This window comes from Pantoea sp. AG1095 (assembly GCF_003208415.1).
Lineage (GTDB): Bacteria > Pseudomonadota > Gammaproteobacteria > Enterobacterales > Enterobacteriaceae > Pantoea > Pantoea leporis.
In genome coordinates this window covers 11,803-37,881 of record NZ_QKMJ01000004.1, presented here as the reverse complement: position 1 = coordinate 37,881, position 26,079 = coordinate 11,803, and the positions used below count along the sequence as shown (strand labels likewise).

Sequence of the window (26,079 nt, the reverse complement as noted above, 5' to 3'; positions counted from 1 at the left end):
GCGGCGATTAACTGCTGAAAGGAGGGCAATACTAACGAGTGAGTGGGGAGATGTAAAGTCGACGGATTATCGAGTGCGGTCATATTAAATTTGTCGCTTGCGCCATCGCTCATCCGCGTCCACCTTTAGTATTTCCCTTTTCCACAAATGGACGAACAATGATCTGGTTATGGAACGTGCTTATCTTGCTGGCAACCGTGGTGGTGATGGAAATCGTCGCGGCGCTGTCGCATAAATACATCATGCACGGTTGGGGTTGGGGCTGGCATTTGTCGCACCACGAACCGCACAGCGGCAAGTTTGAACTTAACGATCTGTATGCGGTGGTGTTTGCGGTGCTGGCGATCGTGCTGATCTATGTCGGCGTGCAAGGCATGTGGCCGCTGCAGTGGATTGGTGCCGGGATGACGACCTACGGCGCGCTTTACTTCATGGTGCACGATGGCCTGGTGCATCAACGCTGGCCGTTTCGCTATATCCCGCGCAAAGGCTATCTCAAGCGCTTATACATGGCGCACCGCATGCATCATGCAGTGCGCGGGCGTGAAGGCTGCGTGTCGTTTGGTTTCCTCTACGCGCCACCGCTCAATAAGCTGCAAGCCACGCTGCGTCAGCGCCACGGGAGAAAAATCAACGAGGACGCTGCCACAGACCAGCCGGACGTGGCGCCGGACGAGCCACACGCGAAGTGATCGCCAGGCCGGCCCCTTTCACCAGCAGCGCCAGTTTTTCGCCGCGGCTGGTGCGCTGTCGTGAATCCCAGGCGTGAACACCGGCGTGCTGAACTTTCACCCCGATTTCGCGATAAACACCGCGTGCCGTCGCGATGGCCCACGCCGAGCGCAGCGGCAAACCCGGCAAGCCGAACCGCGCCGAGTGATAATAGGGTTCCGCTTCCGACACTAAACGCGCAGCCAGCGTGGCCAGCGCCGCACGATGTTGCGGTGCTGTCAGCGTATCGGCGCGTAATCCCGCCTGATCGAGCCAGGCTTGCGGCAGATAGCAGCGACCATTTTCGGCATCTTCGACGATATCGCGCGCAATGTTAGTAAGCTGGAACGCCAGCCCTAAATCGCAGGCGTGATCGAGCACCGCTTCGTCGCGCACGCCCATTACGCGCGCCATCATCAAACCGACTACGCCCGCGACGTGATAGCAGTAACGCAGCGTGTCGTCGAAACTCGTATAGTGTTCGTCGCGCGCATCCATGGCGAAGCCTTCCAGATGATCAAACGCCAGCTGTTGCGGCAGTTGATGAATAAGCGCCACTTCCTGAAACGCCCTAAACGCCGGTTCATCCATGTGCGCGCCGCTGTAGGCGCGGCGGGTTTCAATCTGCAGATGCTGCATGCGTGCCTGTGCATCTTCGACCGCATGCTGCGTGCCGCCTTCGCCCAGCGTTTGCCCATCAATCACATCGTCACAATGACGACACCATGCATACAGCATCAGCGTGCTGCGGCGTGTCGGTGCATCAAACAGCCTGGCGGCGGTGGCGAAACTCTTCGAGCCCACCGCCATGGTTTGTGTCACTTGCTCGAGTAAAGGCTGTCGATTCATTCAGCGCGATCCTCCAGCATCAGCTGAGCGGTGGCCTTGGCGGAACCAATTACGCCGGGCACGCCCGCGCCCGGATGCGTACCCGCACCCACCAGATAGAGATTGCTGATATCGGCATCGCGGTTATGCGGTCGGAACCAGGCGCTTTGCGTCAAAATTGGCTCCAGCGAAAATGCCGAGCCGTGATGGGCATGCAGCGTGTCGCGAAAATCAAACGGCGTAAACATTCTGTGTGTCACTAATTGCTGACGTAATCCCGGCATGTAGTGCTGCTCCAGATAAGCAAAAATTCGATCGCGCAAGCGCGGTCCTTCCTGTTGCCAGTCGATGTCAGCGGTGCCGAGATGCGGCACCGGCGCTAACACATAAAAGCTGCCGCAGCCGGGTGGTGCCAGCGACGGATCGCTGCTGCAGGGCGCGTGCAGGTAGAGTGAAAAATCCTCTGCCAGTTGGCTGCTATTAAAAATCTCATCAATCAATTCGCGATAGCGCGGACCAAAACAGACGGTGTGATGCGCGAGCTGTTCATGCGGCTGATTGAGGCCAAAATAGAGCACAAACAGCGAGTTGCTCATGCGCTTACGCTTGAGCGATGTCGCACGTTTCTTAGCTTTCGGATGATGGCGTAGCAGCTTGTCGTAGGTATGCACCACGTCGGCATTGGAGGCTACGGCTGCGGCATCGAAGCGTCGTCCATCCTTTAACTGGACGCCGCTAATACGATTTTCATTGGTTTCCAGCTGGCTCACTTCGGCATTCAGTAACAGCTCGCCACCCAGATCCTCAAACAGTCGCGCCATGCCCTTCACCAGCGCGCCGGTGCCACCGCGCGGAAACCACACGCCCCATTCACGTTCCAGTGCATGAATTAAGGTATAGATTGATGACGTTGCAAAAGGATTACCGCCCACCAGCAATGAGTGGAATGAAAACGCCTGCCGCAGGTGATCGTCCTGAATAAATTTCGCCACCATGCTGTAGACGCTGCGCCACGCCTGCAAACGTCCCAGCTGCGGTGCAACACGCAGCATGTCACGCACCTGCAGAAACGGCACCGTGCCGAGTTTCAGATAACCCTCTTTGAATACCTCGCGCGAATAGGCGAGGAACTGACGATAACCGGCGACATCCTGTGGATTGAAGGTAGCGATCTGCTGCTCCAGCAACGGCTGATTGTTGTCATAGTCGAGCTGTTTGCCATCTTCCCAGCACAGGCGATAGAAGGGCGTGACCGGCATCAGTTCGACGTAATCGCTTAGCGATTTTCCCGACAGCGTGAACAACTCTTCGATAGCGCTGGGATCGGTGATCACCGTGGGCCCGGCATCAAAGGTAAAGCCGCTATCTTCAAACACATAGGCGCGTCCGCCCGGTTTGTCGCGCTGCTCGAGTAAGGTGGTTGGTATGCCCGCCGCTTGAAGGCGAATCGCCAGCGCCAGGCCGCCAAAGCCTGCGCCAATCACATAAGTGCGTTTCATTTTTTCTTCCCTGGTTCGACAGAATTCAACAGCGCGTGCAGCGCTTCACCGATGGGCACCGGCGGCTTGCCGCACAGAATCCGCGCTTTATCATGCAGACGAAGTTGTCCGGCGTAAAAGCGGCTAATTAACCCGGCATTGAGCCGGTAAAAACGTTGCATTACACGCCAGCGCTGCTGCGGCTTACCGGCCAAAAACAGCATGCGGTTCAGCAGGCGGAAAAATCGCTGCTCGCGCCACTGCTGACGGGCAAAGCGTTCGATGTGTTGACTGAGCGTGCGGGCATCGGTGGGCAACAGCGTGGCTATCAACTCCGCCAGCGCCACGGCGGACGGTAAAGAATAACCGGTTGTCGCGTGAAACAGTCCGGCGCGCAGGCCGCTGCATGGCTGGCCGCGCTGCTGTTGCCAGAATCGATCAATATCGCCGCTCAGGGTAATCGGTAATATGCCATGCTCTTCACGCAGCAGCGTGCCAGGCCGCCAACCTTGCTGTTTGGCATAGTCAGCGATGTGCTGACGAGCGGAGTTCTCCGCCAGCGTAGGTTGATTAACGTAATGCGTATCTTCAATCAGTAACCGATCGGCGCTGAGCGGCAGCGTGTAAACAAAACGATAGCCCGCTTGCTGATCGACGGTGGCATCCATCAGGATCGGCTGCTGCAGGCCGTGCGGCTGCGCCAGCTGCCACTCTTGTCCAAGAAACACCTGATAACCCAGCTGCAGATGCGGCGTTGGCTGCAGGCCGCGGCCATCAATCACCACCTGCGCATCAAGTTCACGGCCATCCGCCAGCGTCACCTGTGTGGGTTTTACCTCTTTAACGGCAGCATCTGTCCACAGATCGTCACCCATCGCCGCGAGTAGATGCCGGGCAAAATCGCCTGACGCGATGGAACAATAATCCCCGTCCAGGTTGCGGCGCAATGCGGGAAAACGCACCTGATAGCCAGGCCAACGCGCCGTGATCAGCGGCTGCAGCCAGCGCAGCTGATCGGCGCTAAGATCGCTCTGATGAAATGACCAGGTATGATTGCCTGCCGGATGTGCGTCGCTCTCCAGCAACAGGCATTTGAGCTGCGGCTGCAGTTGCCGCAGACGCAGCGCAATCAAACCGTTTGCCAGTCCGGCACCGACCAGAATCACATCGTAGTGCGCACGCATCAGGTTGCCTCCGCCAGCACAACTTGTTGCTGGCACAGTGCTTGTTCGACGATGTCGGCCGCACGCTGGCAACCGCCTGCGCGCTGCAACTGTGCCTGTATCGCTGACATCCGTAACGCGTAGCGATCGTCGGTAAGTAATTGTCGCAGATGCTGCTCCAGTTGATGAACGCGGTTAAAGCGCGATGCGCGCCGTCCAACGCCTTGCCACTCAATGCGCGCGGCCACGCCGGGTTGATCAAAGGCAATGGGCAGCGCCAGCATCGGCGTACCGCATTCCAGCGCTTCCAGCGCGCTGTTTAATCCGGCATGAGTAATAAAAAGCTGCGCGTGTTGCAGGGCGGCACGTTGATCGACAAAATCCGTCACCCACGCTGCACCAGCCAGTTGCAACTTGTGCACCTGATCGGCGTTCAATCCCCCACAATGAGCGATCACCAGCGAAAGTTGCTGGCGGCGGCACGCCTGTGCCAGATGCAAAAACAGGCGGAAGCGATGGCCTTGCAGCGTACCCAGCGAGGCGTAAACCACCGGCTGGCGCAGCGCCGGCCAGGGCGCATTGAGCGGCGCTGCCGCAAGCGGCGCGCGCAGTTGTCCGACGGCGTGATAGCAGGCCGGCAGTTGCTGACGCGGAAAATCAAAGGCGGGCACCATCTGGCTGATTTGTGCCAGCGGCGAAAGGCACTGATGCAATCCGCGCCGCGCCGTCAAATTGAACGCCCGCGCGTGTTTGAGGATGACGTCGCCGTGACGACGCATGATGCGATCATAGATATCGCTGCTGGCCTGAAAACGTTTCAGCGCTTTTTCATCCTGAGCATAACGGAAGGGCATCACCGCCAGCGGAATGCCGGCTTCACGGTTGACCGGCAAGGCGCAGGCCACCGAAACAAACGGCAGATGCAGCGCTTCTGCGACCAATCCGCCTGCTGCTTCCATTTCATCAGCGATCACACCATCAATGTTCAACGATTTCAGTACCGCTGGCAGTTCTCGGCACAGCATATCGGTGCAGGAGGCGAGATCGTTGATTACGCGAAACAGCGACAGGCCGCCCGGCGAAGCCAGCCGATGCAGCACGGGCGCCAGCGAACCGGCCGGATGCGTTTGCTGGCCTACTGCAACGAAATTAATGCGTTCGTCGCTGAGCAAAGTGCGGGCGTCGGCTTGCTGGATGAAGGTGATGCGATGGCCACGCGCCAGCAGCGTTTGTGCTAACGCCTGCAACGCGTGAAAGTGGCTATAAAGCGGCGGCGCGATCACCGCAAAGTGGCCCAACGGCTTAGCCGCGCTCAGTTGAACATCGCTAGCTGTTGATTAAACAGCGCGTGCATGTATTGGCGAGTGGCGATGCCGCGATGGCAGGCGCAGGCAAGGTGTGCATCGGCACTGCGCAGATGATCGCGCAGACGACGTTCTGCGCCGTCAGCCCCGAGCATCTGTACCAGCGTGGATTTACCCTGATCCTGATGCACATCTTTGCCGGTGTGTTTGCAGCCGTCGGCGAGGTCGTCGAGCAGCTGAAACGCCTGCCCCAGATCCTGAGCAAAGAAGCTAAGACGTTGCCGCACCTGCGGTGAAGCGTCAGCGGCAATCGCCGCCATTTGCAGCGTGGCGCGAAACAGCACGCTGGTTTTCAGTTCATTGGTCAAGGCGATCGCTTCCGGACTGCGGCTCTGGGTGCCGTCGTGCAGATCCTGAAACTGCCCTTGCACTAATCCCTGCAGGCCCACGGCGGCGGAGAGTTCGGCAATCGCTTCAGATTTGTGCACCGCAGGCAAATCGGGTGCGATGGCAATCACTTCAAATGCGCGGCTCAGCAGCGCGACGGCGGCGAGAATCGCCACGGTTTCACCAAACTCGCGATGCACGGTTGGGCGACCACGGCGCATCTGCGCGTTATCCATTGACGGGATGTCATCCAAAATCAGCGATGCCGCGTGCACCATTTCCACGGCACAGGCGAGATCGAGAATGCCATTTTGCGTCAGCTCGCAACCCATATCGCGCGCTGCCAGCATCAGTAATAAAGGACGGATGCGCTTGCCCTGCGCCAGCGTACCGGCACGCATCGCGGCACGCACGCGATCGCTTTGCTGTCCTGCAGGCAGTAAATGTTCGAGATGCGCCTGTAAAATTTGCTGCAGCTGAAGCAGTTCGCTTGTCTGATGCGCTGTGCTATCGACATGGGTGGTCATAATGGCTATCCATGGTTGATGAAATTATTATGCTTTTTGATTAACCGTAGACTGCGTAAGGTAAGTTTGCCAGCGAGGGCCTTGACTTTGTAGCGTGCGCCTTCATACGCACCAGGTAAACATCGTAATAATACTATGCGTGATCTTATCAGCGAAAAAAGTAACAGCAACGCCGTAACATAAATAACTCCGTTAGGCTGGTGGTCAATAAATACCGCTTACGGAAATAAAATGACGAATACCAAACCTGCCTTGCTGATTATTCAGCCGCTAATGCCGCAGTTAGATGAAAAGCTCACGCAACATTTCCATTGCCATCGTTTATATGAGCAGCATGACGCAATGCTATTTATCCAGCAGCATGGCAAAGCGATCAATGCCATTGTTACGCGCGGCGATGTCGGGGTGGAAACGGCACTGCTGGAGCAACTGCCGGAGTGTAAAGTCATTGCTGTATTCGGTGTCGGCACCGATCGTATTGACCTGAAATACACTGCCGAAAACGATATTCAGGTCAGCATCACCCGCGACATTCTGACTGACGATGTTGCCGATTTGGCAATGACAATGACGCTGGCGTTCTCGCGTAATTTGGTCGCTTACCATCAGTTTGCGAAATCCGGGGCATGGGAAAATAACGGCGTCGAACTCTCCAGCCGCGCCAGCGGAAAAAAAATTGGCATCGCCGGGTTGGGCGCGATTGGCTTAGCCATCGCGCGCCGTGCCGAAGCCTTTGGTATGGAAGTGGCGTATACCGCGCGTTCGGCGAAAGACGTCAGCTATAAGCGCTGTGATACGATCGAACAACTCGCCACCTTTAGCGATTTTCTGGTGCTGGCACTGCCGGGCAGCAAAGAGAATGTGCAACTGGTCAACGCGAAGGTGCTGGCGGCGCTCGGCAAAGAGGGCGTAGTGATCAATATTGCGCGTGGCACAGTAATCAATGAACCCGATCTGATCGCTGCACTGCAGCAGGGAATCATTAAAGGGGCTGCGCTGGATGTGTATCCGGATGAGCCAAAAATTAATCCCGCGCTGCGTGAACTAAATAATGTGCTGTTAACGCCGCATATTGCCAGCGCAACTCACGAAACGCGTGCGCAAATGACCAATAATGTGCTGGAGAATTTACGGGCCTATTTTGCAGATGGGAAGATTCTGACATCGGTATAATTTAAGCATCCGAATTAAGACGAAATTCTTATATCCTGCGTAATAATCCCTATTTAGCGATAGCAATTTTCGTTCAGCCAGGCTGTTATGATATCGGCACTTAATTCAGGAGCCCATTATGACAGCACAGAAAATTGCAATTATTGGCGGCGGCGTTATCGGATTAGCGGTGGCGCGCGCCTTAGCGTTGCAGGGCGTTGAAGTCACCGTTTTTGAACAGCAGCACATTGGTGCGGGCACCAGCAGCACGACGTTTGCCTGGGTGAACTCCAATGGCAAACAGCCGCGCAGTTATCACCTGCTTAATGCGCTCTCGATGGAAGAGCACCTCAAACTGCAGCAAGCGCAGCCGAACGGATTGCGCTGGCTGGAAACTGGCGGTACATGGGAGTGGGCCGCCGTGGGCGATGCGCAGCAACGTTTGCTGCAGCGTGCCACGTCGCTGCAATCAGCAGGTTATGCGGCGCGTGAAGTGTCGCCAGCAGATGTGCTGCGCGATATTCCGGAGCTGCGGGCGCAGGCCATCAGCGGCAGTGTGTGGCATTTCCCGACAGAATCGGTGCTGCATCCGGCGCTCTATCTGGCGCGCTTATGGTCAGAAGCCAAAGCGCGCGGTGCGGTGCTGTACCAGCATCAGCGCATCAATAGCATCAGTGAAAGTGCCGATCGGGTTACGCTGCAGCTGGAAAATGGCGAGCAGTGGCAGGGCGATCGTATTGTGTTAGCCACCGGACGCTGGGCCAATCAGCTGCTAAATTCACTGGGACTCAATCTGGCGTTGCTGGATACCAGCAAACCGAACGCGGTGGCTTGTAGTTTCCTGGTGCGCACCGCGCCGCAGCCGTTATCGCTCAATGCCAATCTCATCTCTCCGCAACTTAACGTACGCCCGGACGGCGGCGGACGTTTGCTGCTGCAAGCCTTAGAGTTGGATCATCTAGCCGATTCTGCTGCGCCACCCTTAATCACCAGCGATATCGCCGCGCAATTCCGCGCGCGTTATCACGCGCTGTTTGCGGATGCGGGCGAGTTGCAGATTGAACAAATTGTTGTGGGGCAACGTGCAAGACCTGCCGATGGTTTACCGGCGCTGGGCTATGTCACCGCGCATCAGCGCGTGTATGTGGCGGTGACACACAGCGGTATCACCCTTTCGCCATTGATTGGCAAGCTGGTGGCTGAAGAGCTGATCGGCGATGCGGCAAGTGAGCTGCTGAGCGATTTCCGTCCGCAGCGTCTGCTGGGGAAAAGCGTGGAAGCGTTTGCGCCCATCAAGCGTAATTTCCCGGCGGCGCAATAACGCGATGAGACTGTGTTTTTATAGGTCTCTTTCATAATCGATGGTCTCTTTCACCGCCGCCACGGCAAGCCGCAGTTTATCCTTGCTGACCGATCCCAACGCAAGACGAATGGCATGCGGCACATTGATTGAGGTACTGAACGGTTCAGCTGAAGATACCGAGATCTGCTGGTGGATTAAACGCTGTACCACCCGTTCAGCCCTGACTTCGCATGGCAACGGTAGCCAGAGAAAATAAGAGTTGGGATGGCTGATAAAATCCTCGGGCGCAAGAATCTGGCGGGCGATCGACTGGCGCTCACGAGCATCCCGTCTTTTCAGTGTTTCCAGACGTTTGATCGTCCCATCCTTAATCCAGCCACACACTAACGAGACCATCAGAGAAGGGGTATTCCACGTAGTGGCACGAATAGCGCGCTCAAGCGCTGCACGCATGCCAGCAGGGCAGACGACGGCGCCGACGCGCAACCCGGTAGCGATATTTTTCGCAAAGCCGGTTACATAAAGGGTCCTTTCAGGGGCATAAAAAGCCATTGGCGGCGGCGGACGAGGCACCAGATAAGCATAGGCGGCATCCTCAATTACCAGAAGATCAAATGTTCGGGCAATCAGGGCGATCTCTCTGCGCTGAGCAGCACTCAGAACCCAGCCAAGCGGGTTGTGCAACGTAGGCATGGTATAAATCGCACGGACGCGTCTGCGCTGACAAATCTGTTTTAATGCATTGAAATCAGGACCGTCTGGCCCAGCAGGTATGGCGGCAAGTTCAAGATGATAAAGCGCCGCCAGCGCCTTAAAGCCGGGATAAATCAACGCGTCTACTGCCACAACATCCCCTGGTTTCAGCAATCCCATCACCGCTATGGTAAGGCCGTGCTGTGCGCCATTGACAATCAAAATGTCATCAGCCGAAGGCGTGATCCCGGTTGAGCTAAGCCATGATGCAATGGTATGCCGGTCGCTCTCTTTCCCGGCATGCGGCTGATAGCGTAGCAGCGATTCAATATCGCCAGCATTGGAGAGATTGCGCAGGGCATCGCGCAGGCGATCGGCCTGATCGGGCAATGCGGGATAATTGAAATTGAGGTCCACCACATCGGTTGCGACCACATGTTGATCGACACCAAGGCCATGAGGCAAAGAAATTTCCCTGACAAAAGTCCCGCGTCCGGTTTCACCGCTGACCAGACCGATTGCTTCAAGTTCAGCGTAGACGCGTGTAGCGGTTGCTAATGAGATCCGTCTTTCCGTAGCCAACGCGCGATGCGTAGGCAGGCGCGTGCCTGCAGACAATCCTCCACTGCGTATAGCCGCAGCATATTCGTCAACCACATCCTTATAACGTGCTTTCATCTATTGTATCCATGACAATATTTTGATTGTTCTGGATCATGGCGTTTATCCTCCGCAGCGTCAATTCATGAAGGAAATAGTCACCTTCACTCAGCTACTGAAAGAGGTTTAACGTGGTGATACAAAAGACGCGTCCTGAGGCGATGTCAGGCTGGCTGAACGGCCTGGCGGGCGTGATTATTTTCAGCGGATCGCTGCCGGCAACGCGCATTGCCGTTCAGGACATCGACCCGTTTTTCCTGACTTTCATCCGTGCATCGATAGCGGGTGTGCTGGCGCTCATGTTGATCTGCTTGTTTAAGGTCAAAAGACCTGATCCCACCCAACTATACTCGCTCTTCATCGTCGCTATGGGCGTGGTGATCGGTTTTCCATTGCTGACCGCCATGGCTTTGCAGCACGTAACTTCGTCACATTCAATCGTTTTCCTCGGGTTGCTTCCGCTAGCAACCGCCATCTTTGGCGTCATTCGTGGTGGTGAACGTCCGCGGCGCGCTTTCTGGCTCTTTTCCCTCTGCGGCAGCTTGCTGGTTATGGGCTTTGCGCTTTCTCATCTCGCTGTTATATCACTCAAAGGTGATCTGCTTATGCTCGCGTCAGTGATCGTCTGCGGCCTGGGCTATGCCGAGGGGGCAAAACTTTCGCGTGAGCTGGGAGGCTGGCAAGTGATTAGTTGGGCGCTGATTATTTCACTGCCTTTCATGTTGATCGCGTCATATTTGACCTTGCCTGAATCCCTAAACCACATCAGCACTTCAGCCTGGCTTGCGCTGGGCTATGTCTCGCTTTTTAGCATGCTGATAGGTTTTATCTTTTGGTACAAAGGGCTCGCTATCGGTGGAATTGCAGCTGTCGGGCAACTGCAGTTGCTTCAGCCATTTTTTGGGCTGGGCCTGTCGGCTTCGTTGCTGCACGAGAGCGTCAACCCGCTGATGATAGCTGTCACGCTTGGCGTCATTCTCTGCGTCATTGGTTCGCGAAAATTTGCGTGTTAATGTTCATGCATATTGGATTAATAACGCAGTCGCCTGCTAGAGCCATTCGAAATTATCGCACCTGATTTCAGGGTTAAATCGCATTCCTGTTCTCGCGGCTGCAGCGCGTTAATGAAGCTATCGGCCCATTTGTGGCAATCATGCAGATGCAGGTTTTTTAGCAGGCTGGCGTGACGTTCGCGACGCACCGAAAGCGGCATGATAAGCGCGGTATGAATGGCATCGGCGATGGCATCGGGATCGTAGGGATTGACCAACAGTGCGCCCTGCATCTGTTCGGCGGCGCCGGCAAACTGCGACAGAATCAGCACGCCGGGATTAGCGTGATCCTGCACCGCCACATAGGTTTTCGCCATCAAACTCATCCCGGCTATCAGCGGTGTGACCAACGCCACACGCGCTGCACGGTAAAATCCGCACAGTTCTTCATGTGAATAATGGTTGCTCAAATAACGCACCGGATACCAGTTCAGCTCGCCATGCACGCCGTTCATTTCGCCACAGCGGGTTTCCAAATCGCGCGATAACTCTTTAATGCGATGGCTGTAACCTGACGCCGCTGAAGCCAGCTGCACCATGGAAAACTTGTGGTGATACTCCTCGTGTTGACGCAGTAAAACTTCTATTGCGCTGATGCGGTAGGGCGTGCCGGTGCTGTCGTCAAAATGGCCGCCGCTGAGGATCAGATTCTCCGGTAAGGTTGCGCGACATTGCTGCTCCATATACTGGCAGCTGTTGCTTTCAGCTAGCGCGCTGGTTTCCACGGTATCAATGCCTACCGGGAATACGCCTACGCGAATCTGACGGCCGTGGATACGCAGCGTGTAAGGCGTTAGACGCTCGCAACGGAAGCGGGATTCAATCCAGGCGGTGAAATTGTTCATGTCTTGGGTGGTCTGAAAGCCAATTAAGTCGGCGCACAATAATGCATCGGCCAGATAGCGCCAGTTCGGCACCGATTCAAAAGATTGTCCTGCTGGGAAAGGCTGATGGAAAAAGAAGCCGATACGATTTATCAGGCCGGCATCGCGCAGCATTTTAATGCTGGGAATCAGGTGATAATCCTGCAACCAAATATCATCATCGGGCATGGCATATTCACTGATGGCGCGCGTATAGGTTTCATTCAGTTTCATATAACCGATTTGGCTGCTGGTGGAAAAACGCGCCATGTCGGGGCGCTGATGAAATACCGGCCACAATCCCTGATGAATATATTGATGATAACCTTCTTCATATTCTGCTTTGGTTAAGCGAAATGTCAGCGTGTCGAATGCTTTGCCGCTAGTAAAATTCAGCTCACGATGAGGTTCAGTGGTAAATGATTCAAACTCGCCACTCCATTTCACCCTCATGCCACCGCGACGCGTCAATATGCTTTCATAAATGTTAGAAAGCGTTGAGTGATTATTTTGATTGTGTGATACCAAAATCAAGCCTGACATAGTTTTGACCCGTTGCTTAATCTGCCCATGAATCATTGGCAGAGAATTTAAAAAAGGTTGGCGCAGTATAAATTGCAGCATGCCGCTCATGATTTACGCTCACAGGCGTTAATGGACCGGTGCGTGTTGACCGCTGACGTTATGCGGATGAACCGCTATTAGTGAGTTCGATACTTTTCATCTCGCGCTACCTCTCCGAATCCTTCAGGGCTGTCGATGAAATTAATCTAACCGACCAACCCGTAAAAATGTCGTAAAAAAGACGCTGAGAGTTATAAAAATTTAATAGATTTTATTTACAACCAGGATAAATGTTGGCGTTAATTTTTTTGATCACTTTAGATGGCGACTTTAATGGTTTGAGGGGAGTACTTATGCGCAAAGACACATTCGGCCTGTTAGAATGACCGCCGTTCATAGAGGAATCTAAGAGGTTTAATCGTGTCAACGTTAGTATTTAGAGAAGCCAGGCTGGCAGATGTGGATCGCTGTTACGCGATTGAAATTGAGGCTTACGAAGGTGATGAAGCCGCCACGCGTGAAAAAATTGCTACCCGCATTGCGCAGTATCCACAGGGATTTTTATGTCTGGAAACCGATGGCAAGGTGATTGGTTTTATCAACGCCGGTTGTGCGTGGGAGGTGGTAATGTCGGATGAAGCGTTCAAAGAGTTAATCGGCCACGATCCGGCAGCACCCAACGCCGTCATTATGTCAGTGGTGCTTGATCCCGCTTATCAGGGCAAAGGTTATGCGTCGCTGCTGATGCGCCAGTTTATCGAGCTGATGAAGAAAATGGACAAGCGAACCATTCATCTGATGTGCAAAACCCAGCACGTTGAGCTGTATAAAAAATGGGGCTATCAGTACATCAAACCGTCTGAGTCAGACCACGGTGGCATGGCGTGGCATGAGATGCTGATGAAACTGTAATTCAACAGGTAAATATAACGCTAAGCATTCAATGATCGCACATTCCCTGGCGGCGCGATTTATCGCGCAATAAATTACGCCGCTACGACACCTGCGCACACTTTATGCAGCCACACCTTTCGGCTGAGCCGACAGATGTCCCGCCCATAAACTGGCCACCCATTTCACGCCTTTGGCGGTGAAACGCGCTTGGGAGAAAGCATGCTGATTCTCGCCACGTCCGGAGCGCAGGGTGAAATATCCCGCCTGTATATGGTGCTGCTGCGGTGCCAGCGTGCCTTTTTCGCGATACATGATGTTGCGTTCTAACAAAAACTCACGAAACTCAGTTTCCTTTACCTTCAACATCTTGCACAGCTGACGAAAGCCGAGCGAATCTTCGATCTCGACAAAGCGATCAAAAAATTCAGCCTTAGGGGCCGACAACGCAAGTTGCTGCTCAGCCGCACGGCGCTGCTCAAATTGCTCCGCCCAGGCGCGGGCCGCTTCCGCCGGATTGGTGAAATCAGGCAGATAGGTAAACTGTTCACGCTGCTGCCAGAGATCGAGTAATTCCGCAGTGAAGCCAGGCGAAAGCCGGGCAACGGCAAGTAATGAATCGCGCTTGTTAAGATGAAACTCCTGACGCACTTCACCCCGATGCTCATAGAGATTCACCGTCAAAGGCTGGGAAAGACGCTGTGCAGTTTCCAGGCTTTTCACCAGGCGCTTCACTTCGCCGTGCGTAATGCCCGTGAAATGGGCAATTTCGCGGCTGCTCATCATCATTGATGCATTCAAAGCAGACAGACTTTCCGTTGAGATCATCATCATTATCACCTCTTGCAGACTTACTCAGCCTCGTGGCTGTTGAATAAGTATACACAATACTGTTTATATATCCAGTATTATTTTTAACCGTTCACTTAAGATGTTCGGCTTTGCGTAACGTTTCACAAAGCCAGATCCCGCACACCCGGCGTTCTACGTATTCTCTTAAAGTGAGGTTTTAGCGGTTTATTAAATTGTCGCGCTGAGTGCTGTTTGATAATTTTGAGCCAATTTTCCGGGCTTTTGTCGGCTTTCTGCAGCATTAGGTGCAGGGCTGATGTGTGCCTTTTTTAACAGCAATAAGTAGTTAACTGGCGGCTGTGCTGCTGGAGAAACGATGAAAAAGAATAAATTTAAAACCCATTTGGTTTCGTTAGGTTTACTGGCGGAAAAAAAACTGACCAAACGCAGAACGCTGCCCGATTACAATCCTGCCGCAGAGCAGGATATCAATTTAGTTGCACGCCAGACCGCGCCTGCTGCCATTCCGCGTCAGATTTGGATGTACTGGGAAAGTGAAACGCTACCGGAAGAAGTGCAGATTTTTGTCGATAAAATCGTGCGCGAAAATCCCGGCTATCTCGTAACCGTCATCAATAACCTGAATATTCAGCACTATCTGCCCGATCTGCACTTCGTGCATCAGGATATGCGCCCTTCACATAAAAGTGACGTAATCCGGCTGGAACTGCTGTATCGCTATGGCGGAATCTGGATGGATGCCACCATCATTCTCAACCGCACGATGGACGAATTGTTGGCGGTGAATGTTGACGATGGTTATGACCTGATCGCCTTTTATCGCGACAGTTCGACGCTGGATAAAGACTATCCGGTGATTGAATCCTGGTTCCTGGCCGCCCCGAGAAATAACGCCTTTATTGCGCGCTGGCTGCACTTTTTCCGCCCGATTGTTGAAGTGGGCGCCGACGAGTTTTTCCGTCGTTTGCTCGCGCTGCCCAATTACGAAACCATTGTTCAGGGCATCACGCCACCGGATTATTTGGTGGTATATATCGCGCAGCAGCAGGCGCTGCGTGAGAACAATCAGTACAACTTCTATCTGCGTAAATGCGAAGCCAGCGCGTTGCTGTATCAAAGCCTGGTGGAGTGGCGTCCGGTGAAGCTGAGCCGCATGCTGATGGTCGATCGTCTGCCGGCCGTCTTGCCGCCGCTGACCAAACTGACGGGATTTGATCGTAAATATCTCGACACCAACCTGAAATATGGCGTGGTGAACAAAGACAGCTTATTGGGTCAGATTCTGTTAAACAGCCAGAAGGGCGCCCACCCGCAAACACCGGTTCCGGCACTGACGAGCAAGGCATAACGCATCACGGATTGATCAACTGCTGGAGTGCTGCGGCGCTGATTTCATCGTCCGGCACATATACCAGCAGGCGATCGCCGTTGCGTGACGCGGACCACCAGTTATTTTGCCGCAGCGTCATTTCACCCACTTCGTCGCGGTAAAAACGTTTAACGCGATTCTCCACCTGGCCCAATTCATAGCGCTGCCAGGTGTGCGCAAACTCATCTGAACTGTTCAGCAAGCGAGCTAGAAAGCTTTCCCAGTGCGGATCGCCAAGGTGCTCGCCCATCTGCCCGCGAAACATCGCCACCATCTGCGGCATCACTTCATCCCAGTCATTCAGTGCTTTGCGCCAGGTTGGGTGATTGAAGGCCAGCCAGATGCAGTTGCGATCTTCTGGCGCGATTTCGGCTAAATCCACGCCCATCAAGGCACACCACGCGGCGTTGTAACCGATAATATCAAAGCGCGGCGTCTCAATAATCGCCGGTAACTGGATCGCATCGAGCATCTGCTGATTGTGCGCGGCAATTTTGCAGCAGGCGGCTACCACGCGCACCGAGGGCAATGCGTGCCCGGCGAGCGAAAACAGGTGCTGCGTTTCCACATCGTTGCACTGCAACGCGCTAGCAATCGCCGTCAGAGTTTTCGGCGAGGCTTTGATATCGCGTCCCTGTTCCAGCCACGTATACCAGGTCACGCCAACATCCGCTAACTGCGCGACTTCTTCGCGGCGTAAACCCGGCGTGCGGCGATGGCGCATGCGGGGTAAACCGAGCCGGTTAGGATCGAGATTTTCCCGGCGCGTGCGCAGAAAGGTGCCGAGTAATTTGCGGTTGTTTTGTTCGGTGGTAACAGGCGCGGATGCCAGGCTCATAAGCAGATCCTTCGACAAGACGGGTAGTGTTTATACCATGATAATCAAGAACTGGTACCCGTTTAACGGTTAGGTGATGCTATGCCGTACTGACAGCAAAAACAAGGTAAAACCGATGCAGACATCGCAACTTCAACGCACAGGATTGATGGTCCTGCTTGCCGGGCAACTGCTGCCCATGATTGATTTTTCTATCGTTAACGTAGCGTTAGACGCGATGGCCCACACGCTGCAGGCCACGGCGATTGAGCTGGCGCTGATCGTCGCGGTCTACGGCATCGCCTTTGCCATCTGCCTGGCGATGGGCGGACGGCTCGGCGATAACTACGGTCGCCGTCGCGTGTTCCTTGCCGGAGTAGGGATCTTCGGTATTGCATCTTTATTATGCGGCATCGCCAACAGCGTTGGCCTGTTGATGTTTGCCCGCGCGCTGCAAGGCGTGGGCGCGGCCTTTATCGTGCCGCAAATCCTCGCCACGCTGCACATCACGCTGAAGGGCAGAGCGCATGCGCGCGCCATCGGTTTGTATGGCGGCATTGGCGGGCTGGCCTTTATCATCGGTCAGGTGTTGGGCGGATTTCTCATCAAAGCGGATATCGGCGGCTACGGCTGGCGCAGCGTTTTCCTGATTAACCTGCCAATTTGCCTGTTTGTGCTGATCACCGCGCGCCGCTTTGTGCCGGAGACGCAGAACACGCAGCGCGTACCGGTGGATATTAGCGGAACCTTGCTGCTGGCGGGCGCGATTGGTTGCCTGATGCTGGCACTGGCGCTTGGTCCGCTGCTGCATTGGTCGTGGCCGTGCATCTTGCTGCTGGTGCTGTTCCCGCTGTTTCTGCATCGTCTGCGCCAGAGTTCGCTGCGTTTGGAAGCGGCCAACGGCGCGCCGCTGTTGCCGCCTTCACTACTGCGTCTGCCGAGCGTGCGTTTTGGCCTGACGCTGGCGGTGCTGTTCTTCTCCTGCTGGAGCGGCTTTATGTTCTCTGTGGCACTGACGCTGCAGGCCGGTTTAGGGCTGACGGCGTTTCAATCCGGGAATGCGTTTATCGCGCTTGGCGTGGCCTATTTTATCGGGGCGATGCAATCCACGCGCATCGTCGAGCGTTTAGGTAAGCGCGGCGCCTTATTGATGGGCTGCGGTATTCAGATGGTTGGATTGGTGGCCCTTATCGCCACGCTGCAACTCGCCTGGCCGCAGGTCGGTATTTTCACCCTAATTCCCGCCACGGTGCTGATTGGCTTTGGTCAGTCGTTTATCGTCAGCACCTTCTACCGCATTGGCATGAGCGGCGTGCCGCATCATCAGGCGGGCGCGGGCAGCGCGGTGCTGTCGACGGTGCAGCAATCGGCGTTAGGTTTAGGCCCGATGCTGCTGGGCGGTGTATTCACGCAGATTTATACGCACGGCAATCATCTGGCGGCGATCACCGGTACGCTCGGCGTTGAGCTTGTAATGATGGCATTACTGGTGATCTTCACCAGCCTCAATCGCCGTACGTTTCAGCCGGTAACGGCAGAAGGGTAATTCTTATGCGGAGATTTTGGCAGGAGCGATGCAGCTTATTGTAAAACAAACGAAAATCCGCGAGTCGCGCTGAATTTACCTTTGGCTCAGCGGTCTTTTTTCCGGAACATATCGCCGCAGTTAACGGGCTGAACCGCGTGTTCAGCCCGTTTTTATGTGGTGCGGAAGCAAGGCGCTTGAATCAGGCACAGGAAAAACGGCAGGCTCACAACAGATGAAGAAGATGTTAACCGGGTTACTTTTAATGGTAACCACCACTGCCTTTGGTGCAGATGATTTCACCCTAAAGGATATTCACTTTGCTGGGCTTCAGCGCGTCGCACCCGGCGCGGCGTTGCTGCATATGCCGCTGCGTGTTGGCGATCGCGTCAATGATGATGATATTCGCAACAGCATCCGCGCGCTGTTCGCCACCGGCAATTTTGACGATGTGCAGGTGCTGCGTGACGGAGATGCGCTGCTGATCAAAGTCAAAGAGCGCCCGGCGATTGCCAGCATCTCATTCTCTGGTAACAAAGCGATTAAAGAAGATCAGCTCAAGCAGAACCTTGATGCCTCGGGCGTGCGCGTAGGTGAAGCGCTGGACCGCACCACGCTATCGGATATGGAAAAAGGGCTGGAAGATTTCTACTACAGCGCCGGGAAATATACTGCCAGCGTCAAAGCGGTCGTTACGCCGCTGCCGCGCAACCGTGTCGATCTGAAGTTTATTTTCACCGAAGGCGTGTCGGCGAAAATTCAGCAGATCAACATTGTCGGGAACCACGCTTTTTCCGCTGATGAACTGATTTCGCATTTCCAGCTGCGCGACGATGTGCCGTGGTGGAATTTGATCGCCGATCAGAAATACCAGAAACAGAAACTCTCGGGCGATTTAGAGACGCTACGCAGTTATTATCTCGATCGCGGTTACGCACGCTTTAACCTCGATTCCACACAAGTCAGTTTAACGCCGGATAAAAAGCATATTTACGTCACGATAAATATTCATGAAGGCGATGTTTATCATGTTAGCGGCGTAACGCTGAGCGGAAATATGGCCGGCTATTCCGCCGAAATTGAAAAACTGGCGCACATGCCGGCGGGCAGCTTATACAGCGGGGCAAAAATCAGCCAAAACGAAGAGGCGATTAAAAGCCTGCTCGGTCGTTACGGCTATGCGTTCCCGCAGGTGAATACGCAATCGGAAATAGACGACAGCGATAAAACCGTGCAGCTACACGTGAATGTCGATGCCGGGCGGCGCTTCTCAGTGCGACAGGTGCGTTTCTCGGGCAATGACACCTCGAAAGATGCGGTGCTGCGTCGTGAAATGCGTCAGATGGAAGGCGCATGGCTGGCGAGCAATCAGGTGGAGCAGGGCAAGGCGCGCCTTAATCGTACCGGTTATTTCGAAAGCGTAGATGTTGATACGCAGCGCGTGCCGGGCAGCCCGGATCAGGTGGACGTGGTGTACAAAGTGAAGGAGCGCAATACCGGCACCTTCAACGTTGGACTGGGTTACGGCACCGACAGCGGCATCAGTTATCAGCTTGGTGTCAGCCAGGATAACTGGATGGGTACCGGTAATACCGTGAGTTTTAGCGGCACGAAAAACAGCTATCAAACTTATGTCGAAATCGCTGCCACCGATCCCTATTTCACCGTGGATGGCGTGAGTCTTGGCGGCAAACTGTTCTACAACGATTACAGCGCGGAAGATAACGATCTTTCCGAATACACACTGAAGAGCTTCGGCGCGAGTAGCACGTTGAGTTTCCCAATCGGCGAAAACAGCAGCGTGAACAGCGGGCTGGATTACGTCTATAACCGCGTCAGCAATATGGCGCCGCAGGTAGCAATGTGGCGCTATCTGGGTTCGCAGGGCATTCATCCAAAAGTCATCACCAGCAATGACGACGATGACGATGCCACCGTGGCGGACAAATTTACCGCCAACGATTTCTTCTGGAACATTGGCTGGAGCTACAACTCGCTGGATCGCGGCTTCTTCCCCACCTCGGGCGTGAGCGCCGGTTTCAACACCAAAGTGACCATTCCAGGTTCCACCAACAGCTATTACAAAAGCACGCTGACCGCCAATGGCTACTTGCCGCTGAGCAGCGACCATCGCTGGGTGCTAATGGGCCGCAGTAAAGCCGGTTACGCCGACGGTTTAGGCGGCAAAGAAGTGCCGTTCTACGATAACTTCTATGCCGGCGGCTCCAGTTCGGTACGCGGATTCTCCTCCAACACCATCGGGCCAAAAGCCGCCTATTACCGCTGCAGCGGCAGCGAAAGCAGTTACGGTGCTTGCCCGGTGGAGAAATCGGATGATGCGGTGGGCGGTAATGCGATGGCGATGGTGAGCGCGGAGCTGATTGTCCCTACGCCGTTTATCAGCGAGCGCTATGCCGATGCGCTGCGCACTTCATTGTTTGTTGATGCCGGCACCGTGTGGGATACCGGCTGGCAGAATACCGCAGCCACCAAAGCGGCGGGAATTCCTGATTACGGCGATCCCAGCCAGATTCGCGTGTCGAGCGGCGTGGCCTTGCAATGGCAGTCGCCGCTGGGTCCGCTGGTGTTTTCGTATGCATTGCCGATTAAAAAATATGAGGGCGATAAGTCGGAGCAGTTCCAGTTTAATATCGGAAAAACCTGGTAGATGTATTTAATCCGTTAAAGGTTGAGAGGAGTTTTACATTATCTTTAAACGGTGAAGACAGAATAAAATAGCCAGTAGGGTAAAATAGTAGTCGTGAAATGCTTAAGGAATGAGTGTTCGCCAATATCGTTGTTATGCATGTGATTAACTATATTTCGCCACCCAATGTTGGGTGGCTTTTTTTCATTAGAGATGATGAAAGTGTTTACGGGAGCTTAAGCATACTTGCTGCCCGGATTGCAGTCTCAACTGCCGGAAAAATTGTGTTGATTGAACAATGACTAATGTAATCATTTTCAACCACTATCTGATTACCCTGAGGATAATTTGGTGCCCAGGTTTTATAGCCGATCAAGCCGGTATCCTTGAGCTTCCTCTTATTATAAAGTGCCACTAGTGGACGATTTAGCGCGTTAGCAATGTGGACGATGGAAGTATCCGTACTCACCACCGCATCGGATATGCGAACAATTTCAACTGCGGTATTTATGGTACTTTCTGACACAATTAAAGCACCATGCGCACTGAATGAACGTACTTTGTTGCTCTGCCCGATTACCACAACTTTTATCTCCGGATTAATCGAGTGAATAAAGTAGATGAGAGAGATGACCTGTTCTTCGGAGAAATCTTTATCCGTGGCGCCAGAGAAAGGATTCACAGAAACGACAATATCGCTATGTGTAATTCGAAGGGCATTCTTGACTCTGTTTTGTTCTTTAACACAGCGCCCGAGTTGATAATGAAATGAGGTTTCGTGGATATTGAACAGTGCCAGCACCCGCTTATGGCGTTCAGTGATATGCTTCTCGGCATCAAGATAACGGATGGATGCATTATAAATACCCGGAAGATTTTTATTAAAGCCAACATGGTGGCTACGTCTCATCAGCCATGCCAACTTCAGACGTTCATAATCCTGGACATCGTCAAAATCGATGACAACATCAAATTTCTGAGAGTGTAACAGGTCAAGTGACATCCGATTTTTATATTGAATAACCTGATCAAGATAGTCGCAATTTTTTAGCAGTTGTCCGCATACCGGGCCGGTAAGCACTGAAACTCTGTAGCCTTTCTCTGCTAGTTTGAATGCCGTTCCCGTAGTTACGACCATGTCACCAATTTTGTCGTCGAGGCGAAGAATCAATATCTTACGCGCTTTAACAGGTTCAAAAGCATCTCGGGTTCGTATAGTTCGGATAAGGCACAACAACACTGTTTTTTTTATTTTTCTAAGCAGGTTGTTTTTATTTCTATTAATCGTTTTCAGGAACCGCATAACAATACCCGCACATATGAAAAGGCCACATTGAAAAATTTAAAAGATGAAACGATGCGGCAAGGATGATCATTGGATACCTATGTTACCGTTTTCAGTGATTAAAAAAAATCTTTCTGACAGCTCACGAGAACATCCTATTCAGCGCAATGTACGCACTCCAATACGGAAACTAACGATTGGGCGAATAGGATGCTCATGCGCCCCCTAAACAGCAATGACAATCTTAAGGGCCTTTTCTGGCCTGAGCACCGACTTAAAGCGACTCAACCAACCTTAATCCCGTCTCCGCATCAAACAGATGAATCTTCTCGGGGTTGAAGCCGAGCATAATGCTCTCGCCGCTCAGCGCCGTGTGGCGACCGGCAATCTGCATATGCAACGGCTGACCGTGCCATTCGAGATGCAACAATGTGGATTCGCCGGTGATCTCCACCACTCTCACGAACGCTGCGGCGTTGTTGCTGGCTTCTAGCAGATCGTGCGGGCGCACCCCGAGCGTCACGGCTGCGCCAGCACGTTCGCGCGCCGCCGCTTGCCAACGCGCGGGCAACGGCTGCCACAGATCCTGGCACTGCACGCCGGGCACGCCATCGCGGGCGATCAGCTGTGCCGGTAACAGGTTCATCGGCGGTGAGCCGATAAAGCGTGCGACAAAGGTATCCGCCGGACGGTCGTAAATCGCCAGCGGCGCGCCTTGCTGCACGATGCGGCCATCCTTCATCACCACAATTTGATCGGCCAGCGTCATCGCCTCAACCTGATCGTGCGTCACATAAACCATGGTGGTTTTGAAACGCTGATGCAGCGATTTGATCTCGGCGCGTAGCTCCATACGCAGCTGCGCATCGAGGTTCGACAGCGGCTCATCGAACAGGAACACTTTGGGATTTCGCACCATCGCGCGGCCCATCGCCACGCGTTGACGCTGTCCGCCTGACAGTGCACGCGGATAGCGTTGCAGCAGCTTATCGATGCCAAGAATTCCGGCGATACGCGCAATTTTAGTGTGCTGCTCCTCGCGCTTCACCTTCTTCACCTGCATGTGGAACGCCAGATTCTCCGCCACGGTTAAGTGCGGATAGAGCGCATAGCTCTGAAACACCATGGCGATATCGCGATCGGCTGGATCGCGGTCGTTGATTTGCACTTTGTCCATCAGGATCGCGCCATCTGACAAGCTCTCCAACCCGGCCAGCAAGCGCAACAGCGTCGATTTTCCGCAGCCGGATGGGCCAACCAGCACGGTAAAACTGCCGTCAGGAATGGTGAGATCGAGCGGATGCAGCACCGACTGTTTTGCGTAGCGTTTGGCCACTTTTACGAGTTCAACACTGGCCATAATTTAAAACTCCTGGGAAAGTTGCAGTTGATGCCAGTCGGGATAACGACGCGGCAAGGTGCTAATAGCCAGTGACGCCACCGAAATCCCCCATTGCAAAGCCGTGGTGAGATCTTGCTGATGCAGCAGGGCGGTGAGAAATCCGGCGTTGAAACTGTCGCCCGCGCCGATGGTATCCACCACCGTGACAGGACGTGCAGGCTGACTTACTGAGTTATCTGCCTGCCAGCAGCGCGCGCCATGCGGGCCACATTTCACCACGCAGCCGCCGCGTCCGCTCAGCTGTTGCGCCAGCATTTGCGCGCTGGCGGGCAAGTCGTCTGACGCCGCCAATCCCAGCGTTTCCACTTCATTGAGCAGCAGCCAGTCGCACAGCGGCAGCCAATGCGTGACCTGCTGACGCACTTCGTTTGTCCAGCCCTGCGGCGGCCAGCCGGTATCGACGGCGGTGACAAAGCCGCGCTGCTGTAACTCGGCGAGCAGCGCCGGATAATCGTCATACAGATGCAGACACAAAAAGGTGCCGCACAGCAGCACGATATCGCCGTCAGACGCGGTAGCCGGCAGTTGATCCAGCACATCCTGCGCGGTGAGTTGCACGATATGGCCGAGATTACTCAGGAAAGAGCGTTCGTGATCCGAATGCGTCACGCCAACGGTAAGCGAGGTTTCGCAGCTGTAGCGCGTCCAGTGCGCAGCGCTGTGCGGAAAATGACTCGCCAGCCAGGCGCTCAGGCCATCATTGCCCTGATTGGCGACCGCGCGATGGCGCACCTGCATCGCTTCCAGCGCCAGCGCGCAGTTGCCCGCCGAGCCGCCAGGACGCAATTCGCTGTGATTCAGCATCACTTCAGTACCGCGCTGCGGCCAGTTATCCAGCGTGCCCATGATCAAATCGACATTAATGTTACCCACCACATACAGCGTGGCGGTGAGTTTCTGCTCCATCATCCTTTGCTCCCGCCACTGGCAAGGCCGCTAACCAGCGTCTTCTGCAGCCAGATGGCAATAAACAGCGGTGGCACCGACGCCAGAATGCCAACGGCAGCGATTAAGCCATCATCGGTGGCGCGTCCGGCGGTAAATCCGGCAATGGTGACCGGTAAGGTTTGTGCGGCGATATTGCTGGTAAACAGCAGCGCATAGAAAAATTCGTCCCACGCCAGCAGCCAGCCAAACAGTGCGGCGGCCCCCAACACCGGCTTCGCCAGCGGCAGCGTAATGCGTAACAGCACTTGCCAGACGCGCAGGCCGTCAAGCCGCGCCGCCTGCTCAATATCCTGCGGCAGCGTATCGAACTGGTTTTTCAGCATCCAGGTAAGGAACGGCAGAATCAGCGAGCAGTAAACAATGATCAATCCGGGCCGCGTGTTGAGCAGATCGAACTGCTGCAACAGGAAGTAGAGCGGCAACACGAATGCCACCGGCGGCACCATATAGATGGCAAGCGAGGCAAACAGCCAGCCGTCGCGCCCGCGGTAGCGCGAGAAGCTGAACGCTGCCGGAATGGCCAGCAGTAAGCAGATGATTGTCGCGCCGGTGGCGACTAAAAGGCTGTTGCCGAGTGCATGCAGAAACAGTACGCCCGGCTGGCCCGGCGCCAGCGACAGCAGCTTGCCGTAGCGGGTGAAATCCCACTGGCGCGGCAGCCACTCCAGCGGTACGCGGGTGAGATCGCTGGCGGCGCTGACGCTCATCAAAAACAGCCAGCCCATCGGCGCTAACACTGAGAACGCCACCAGCAGCGCGGCGGCGTATTTACCGACATGGCGCAATTTAACCTTCATGAGCGCTTCCTTTGCGGCGCTGGCGCCACAGTAACAACATGTAAAGCGTGATCAGCACCGCGCACAGCAAGGTCATCAACATCGCGTAGGCCGCGCCACTGCCGGCACGCAGGTAGCTAAACGACTCCTGATACACGTAGAAACTCAGGGTTTTGGTGCTATCGACCGGACCGCCGCGTGTCATTACGTAGATAATGTCGAAAATTTTGAAGGCGTCGATGGTGCGCAGCACCAGCGCCACGCTGAGCGGGCCAACAATCGCCGGGAAGGTGATAGCACGAAAACGCCGCCACGCCGATGCGCCATCCAGCCGTGCGGCTTCGAACAGATCGTCGGGGATCGATTGCAGCGCCGCCAGCACCAGTAAGGTCACCAGCGGATAGTTTTTCCAGATATCGGCGAACATCACCGCGTTGAGCGCCGAATCCGGCGAACCCAGCCAGCTGCGATAGCCATCAATGATCCCTAACTGCGTCAGCAGGGCGTTGATGCTGCCGTAATCCGGGTTGAAATTCAGACGCCACATCATGGCGTTAACGATGGTCGGCAGCGCCCATGGCAAAATCACCAGCACGCGCAGCACGTTGCGACCGGCGAATTTCTGGTTCAGCAACAGCGCTACCAGCACGCCGATCACGCCTTCAATTGCCACCGACACCACGGTGAAATAGAGCGTGCGCCACAGCGAACTGCGGAAATCCGCATCGGTGATGGCGAACAGATAATTTTCAAAGCCAATCCAGCCCGGCGCTTCACCGCTGCCGATCAGGGCGGCATCGGTGAAACTCAGCCAGATGGTGCGTAACAGCGGCCATGCGGTGAGCAACAGCATCACCAACAACATGGGTGCCAGCAGCACCCATGCCTGCCGTTGTTCGCGTTGACGCAAACTCAGCATTG

General features: G+C 54.6%; 22 protein-coding genes. 8 read left to right on the top strand and 14 right to left on the bottom strand.

Annotated elements, in window-relative coordinates; all coding sequences use genetic code 11:
• The first annotated feature begins 158 nt into the window (after positions 1-158).
• Complete coding sequence (locus DEU53_RS10605) at positions 159-692, top strand: sterol desaturase family protein (protein WP_101761117.1); 534 nt, start codon at positions 159-161, stop codon at positions 690-692.
• On the opposite strand, the gene crtB is transcribed toward DEU53_RS10605, so the two are convergent.
• Genes crtB through DEU53_RS10580 form a run of 5 tightly spaced genes read right to left on the bottom strand, consistent with a single transcriptional unit; the run spans position 631 to position 6,398 of the window.
• Positions 631-1,560: a 15-cis-phytoene synthase CrtB gene (gene crtB / locus DEU53_RS10600; protein WP_110867016.1), complete on the bottom strand. Its 930-nt coding sequence runs from the start codon at positions 1,558-1,560 to the stop codon at positions 631-633. The genes DEU53_RS10605 and crtB overlap by 62 nt on opposite strands.
• Positions 1,557-3,038 (bottom strand): phytoene desaturase, encoded by a 1,482-nt coding sequence (locus DEU53_RS10595; protein WP_110867015.1) that lies wholly within the window; start codon positions 3,036-3,038, stop codon positions 1,557-1,559. The genes crtB and DEU53_RS10595 overlap by 4 nt, the downstream gene beginning before the upstream one ends.
• A complete protein-coding gene (gene crtY, locus DEU53_RS10590) occupies positions 3,035-4,201 on the bottom strand; it encodes a lycopene beta-cyclase CrtY (protein WP_110867014.1) in 1,167 nt (388 codons plus the stop codon). Before crtY ends, DEU53_RS10595 begins: the two co-directional genes overlap by 4 nt.
• Positions 4,201-5,478, bottom strand: coding sequence for a glycosyltransferase (locus DEU53_RS10585; RefSeq protein ID WP_110867013.1), 1,278 nt, complete (start codon positions 5,476-5,478; stop codon positions 4,201-4,203). Before DEU53_RS10585 ends, crtY begins: the two co-directional genes overlap by 1 nt.
• 14 nt (positions 5,479-5,492) lie before the next feature.
• Positions 5,493-6,398 carry a polyprenyl synthetase family protein gene (locus DEU53_RS10580; RefSeq protein WP_110867012.1) on the bottom strand — a complete coding sequence of 302 codons (906 nt, stop codon included), beginning with the start codon at positions 6,396-6,398 and terminating at the stop codon, positions 5,493-5,495.
• Positions 6,399-6,629: 231 nt separating this feature from the next.
• Here DEU53_RS10580 and DEU53_RS10575 point away from each other — a divergent pair, with 231 nt between their 5' ends.
• Complete coding sequence (locus DEU53_RS10575) at positions 6,630-7,571, top strand: 2-hydroxyacid dehydrogenase (protein WP_110867011.1); 942 nt, start codon at positions 6,630-6,632, stop codon at positions 7,569-7,571.
• A 118-nt stretch (positions 7,572-7,689) separates the two neighbouring features.
• A complete protein-coding gene (locus tag DEU53_RS10570) occupies positions 7,690-8,871 on the top strand; it encodes an FAD-binding oxidoreductase (RefSeq protein ID WP_110867010.1) in 1,182 nt (393 codons plus the stop codon).
• Positions 8,872-8,889: 18 nt separating this feature from the next.
• Here DEU53_RS10570 and DEU53_RS10565 read toward each other — a convergent pair whose 3' ends face one another.
• Positions 8,890-10,224: a PLP-dependent aminotransferase family protein gene (locus tag DEU53_RS10565; protein ID WP_110867009.1), complete on the bottom strand. Its 1,335-nt coding sequence runs from the start codon at positions 10,222-10,224 to the stop codon at positions 8,890-8,892.
• A 143-nt stretch (positions 10,225-10,367) separates the two neighbouring features.
• Here DEU53_RS10565 and DEU53_RS10560 point away from each other — a divergent pair, with 143 nt between their 5' ends.
• Entirely contained in the window at positions 10,368-11,219 is an 852-nt protein-coding gene (locus DEU53_RS10560) for a DMT family transporter (RefSeq protein ID WP_110867008.1), read from the top strand.
• A 17-nt stretch (positions 11,220-11,236) separates the two neighbouring features.
• Here the strand turns inward: DEU53_RS10560 and DEU53_RS10555 are convergent, their stop codons facing one another.
• Positions 11,237-12,664 carry a trehalose-6-phosphate synthase gene (locus DEU53_RS10555; RefSeq protein ID WP_110867233.1) on the bottom strand — a complete coding sequence of 476 codons (1,428 nt, stop codon included), beginning with the start codon at positions 12,662-12,664 and terminating at the stop codon, positions 11,237-11,239.
• A 441-nt stretch (positions 12,665-13,105) separates the two neighbouring features.
• Here DEU53_RS10555 and DEU53_RS10550 point away from each other — a divergent pair, with 441 nt between their 5' ends.
• On the top strand, positions 13,106-13,597 hold the full coding sequence (locus DEU53_RS10550) for a GNAT family N-acetyltransferase (protein ID WP_110867007.1): 492 nt from the start codon (positions 13,106-13,108) through the stop codon (positions 13,595-13,597).
• 102 nt (positions 13,598-13,699) lie between these two features.
• Here the strand turns inward: DEU53_RS10550 and DEU53_RS10545 are convergent, their stop codons facing one another.
• Positions 13,700-14,407: a phage antirepressor KilAC domain-containing protein gene (locus DEU53_RS10545; RefSeq protein WP_199559710.1), complete on the bottom strand. Its 708-nt coding sequence runs from the start codon at positions 14,405-14,407 to the stop codon at positions 13,700-13,702.
• Positions 14,408-14,744: 337 nt separating this feature from the next.
• Here DEU53_RS10545 and DEU53_RS10540 point away from each other — a divergent pair, with 337 nt between their 5' ends.
• The gene (locus DEU53_RS10540; protein ID WP_110867005.1) at positions 14,745-15,737 is read left to right on the top strand and encodes a glycosyltransferase family 32 protein; all 993 of its coding nucleotides are present in this window, start codon (positions 14,745-14,747) and stop codon (positions 15,735-15,737) included.
• A 4-nt stretch (positions 15,738-15,741) separates the two neighbouring features.
• Here DEU53_RS10540 and DEU53_RS10535 read toward each other — a convergent pair whose 3' ends face one another.
• Positions 15,742-16,596, bottom strand: coding sequence for a helix-turn-helix transcriptional regulator (locus DEU53_RS10535; RefSeq protein ID WP_110867004.1), 855 nt, complete (start codon positions 16,594-16,596; stop codon positions 15,742-15,744).
• A gap of 115 nt (positions 16,597-16,711) precedes the next feature.
• On the opposite strand from DEU53_RS10535, the gene DEU53_RS10530 reads away from it, so the two are divergent.
• Both DEU53_RS10530 and bamA read left to right on the top strand, forming a co-directional pair.
• Positions 16,712-18,121, top strand: a complete 1,410-nt coding sequence (locus DEU53_RS10530) for an MFS transporter (RefSeq protein ID WP_110867003.1) — start codon at positions 16,712-16,714, stop codon at positions 18,119-18,121.
• Between the two features lie 214 nt (positions 18,122-18,335).
• Complete coding sequence (gene bamA, locus DEU53_RS10525; protein ID WP_110867002.1) at positions 18,336-20,768, top strand: outer membrane protein assembly factor BamA; 2,433 nt, start codon at positions 18,336-18,338, stop codon at positions 20,766-20,768.
• A 205-nt stretch (positions 20,769-20,973) separates the two neighbouring features.
• Here the strand turns inward: bamA and DEU53_RS10520 are convergent, their stop codons facing one another.
• The 5 genes from DEU53_RS10520 to DEU53_RS10500 form a co-directional block, all read right to left on the bottom strand.
• Positions 20,974-22,050 carry a glycosyltransferase family 9 protein gene (locus DEU53_RS10520; protein ID WP_110867001.1) on the bottom strand — a complete coding sequence of 359 codons (1,077 nt, stop codon included), beginning with the start codon at positions 22,048-22,050 and terminating at the stop codon, positions 20,974-20,976.
• Positions 22,051-22,306: 256 nt separating this feature from the next.
• On the bottom strand, positions 22,307-23,392 hold the full coding sequence (locus tag DEU53_RS10515) for an ABC transporter ATP-binding protein (protein WP_110867000.1): 1,086 nt from the start codon (positions 23,390-23,392) through the stop codon (positions 22,307-22,309).
• Between the two features lie 3 nt (positions 23,393-23,395).
• On the bottom strand, positions 23,396-24,340 hold the full coding sequence (locus DEU53_RS10510) for a carbohydrate kinase family protein (protein ID WP_110867232.1): 945 nt from the start codon (positions 24,338-24,340) through the stop codon (positions 23,396-23,398).
• A complete protein-coding gene (locus DEU53_RS10505; RefSeq protein ID WP_110866999.1) occupies positions 24,340-25,179 on the bottom strand; it encodes a carbohydrate ABC transporter permease in 840 nt (279 codons plus the stop codon). Before DEU53_RS10505 ends, DEU53_RS10510 begins: the two co-directional genes overlap by 1 nt.
• A complete protein-coding gene (locus DEU53_RS10500; RefSeq protein WP_064739811.1) occupies positions 25,169-26,077 on the bottom strand; it encodes a carbohydrate ABC transporter permease in 909 nt (302 codons plus the stop codon). Before DEU53_RS10500 ends, DEU53_RS10505 begins: the two co-directional genes overlap by 11 nt.
• Between the last annotated feature and the right edge of the window lie 2 nt (positions 26,078-26,079).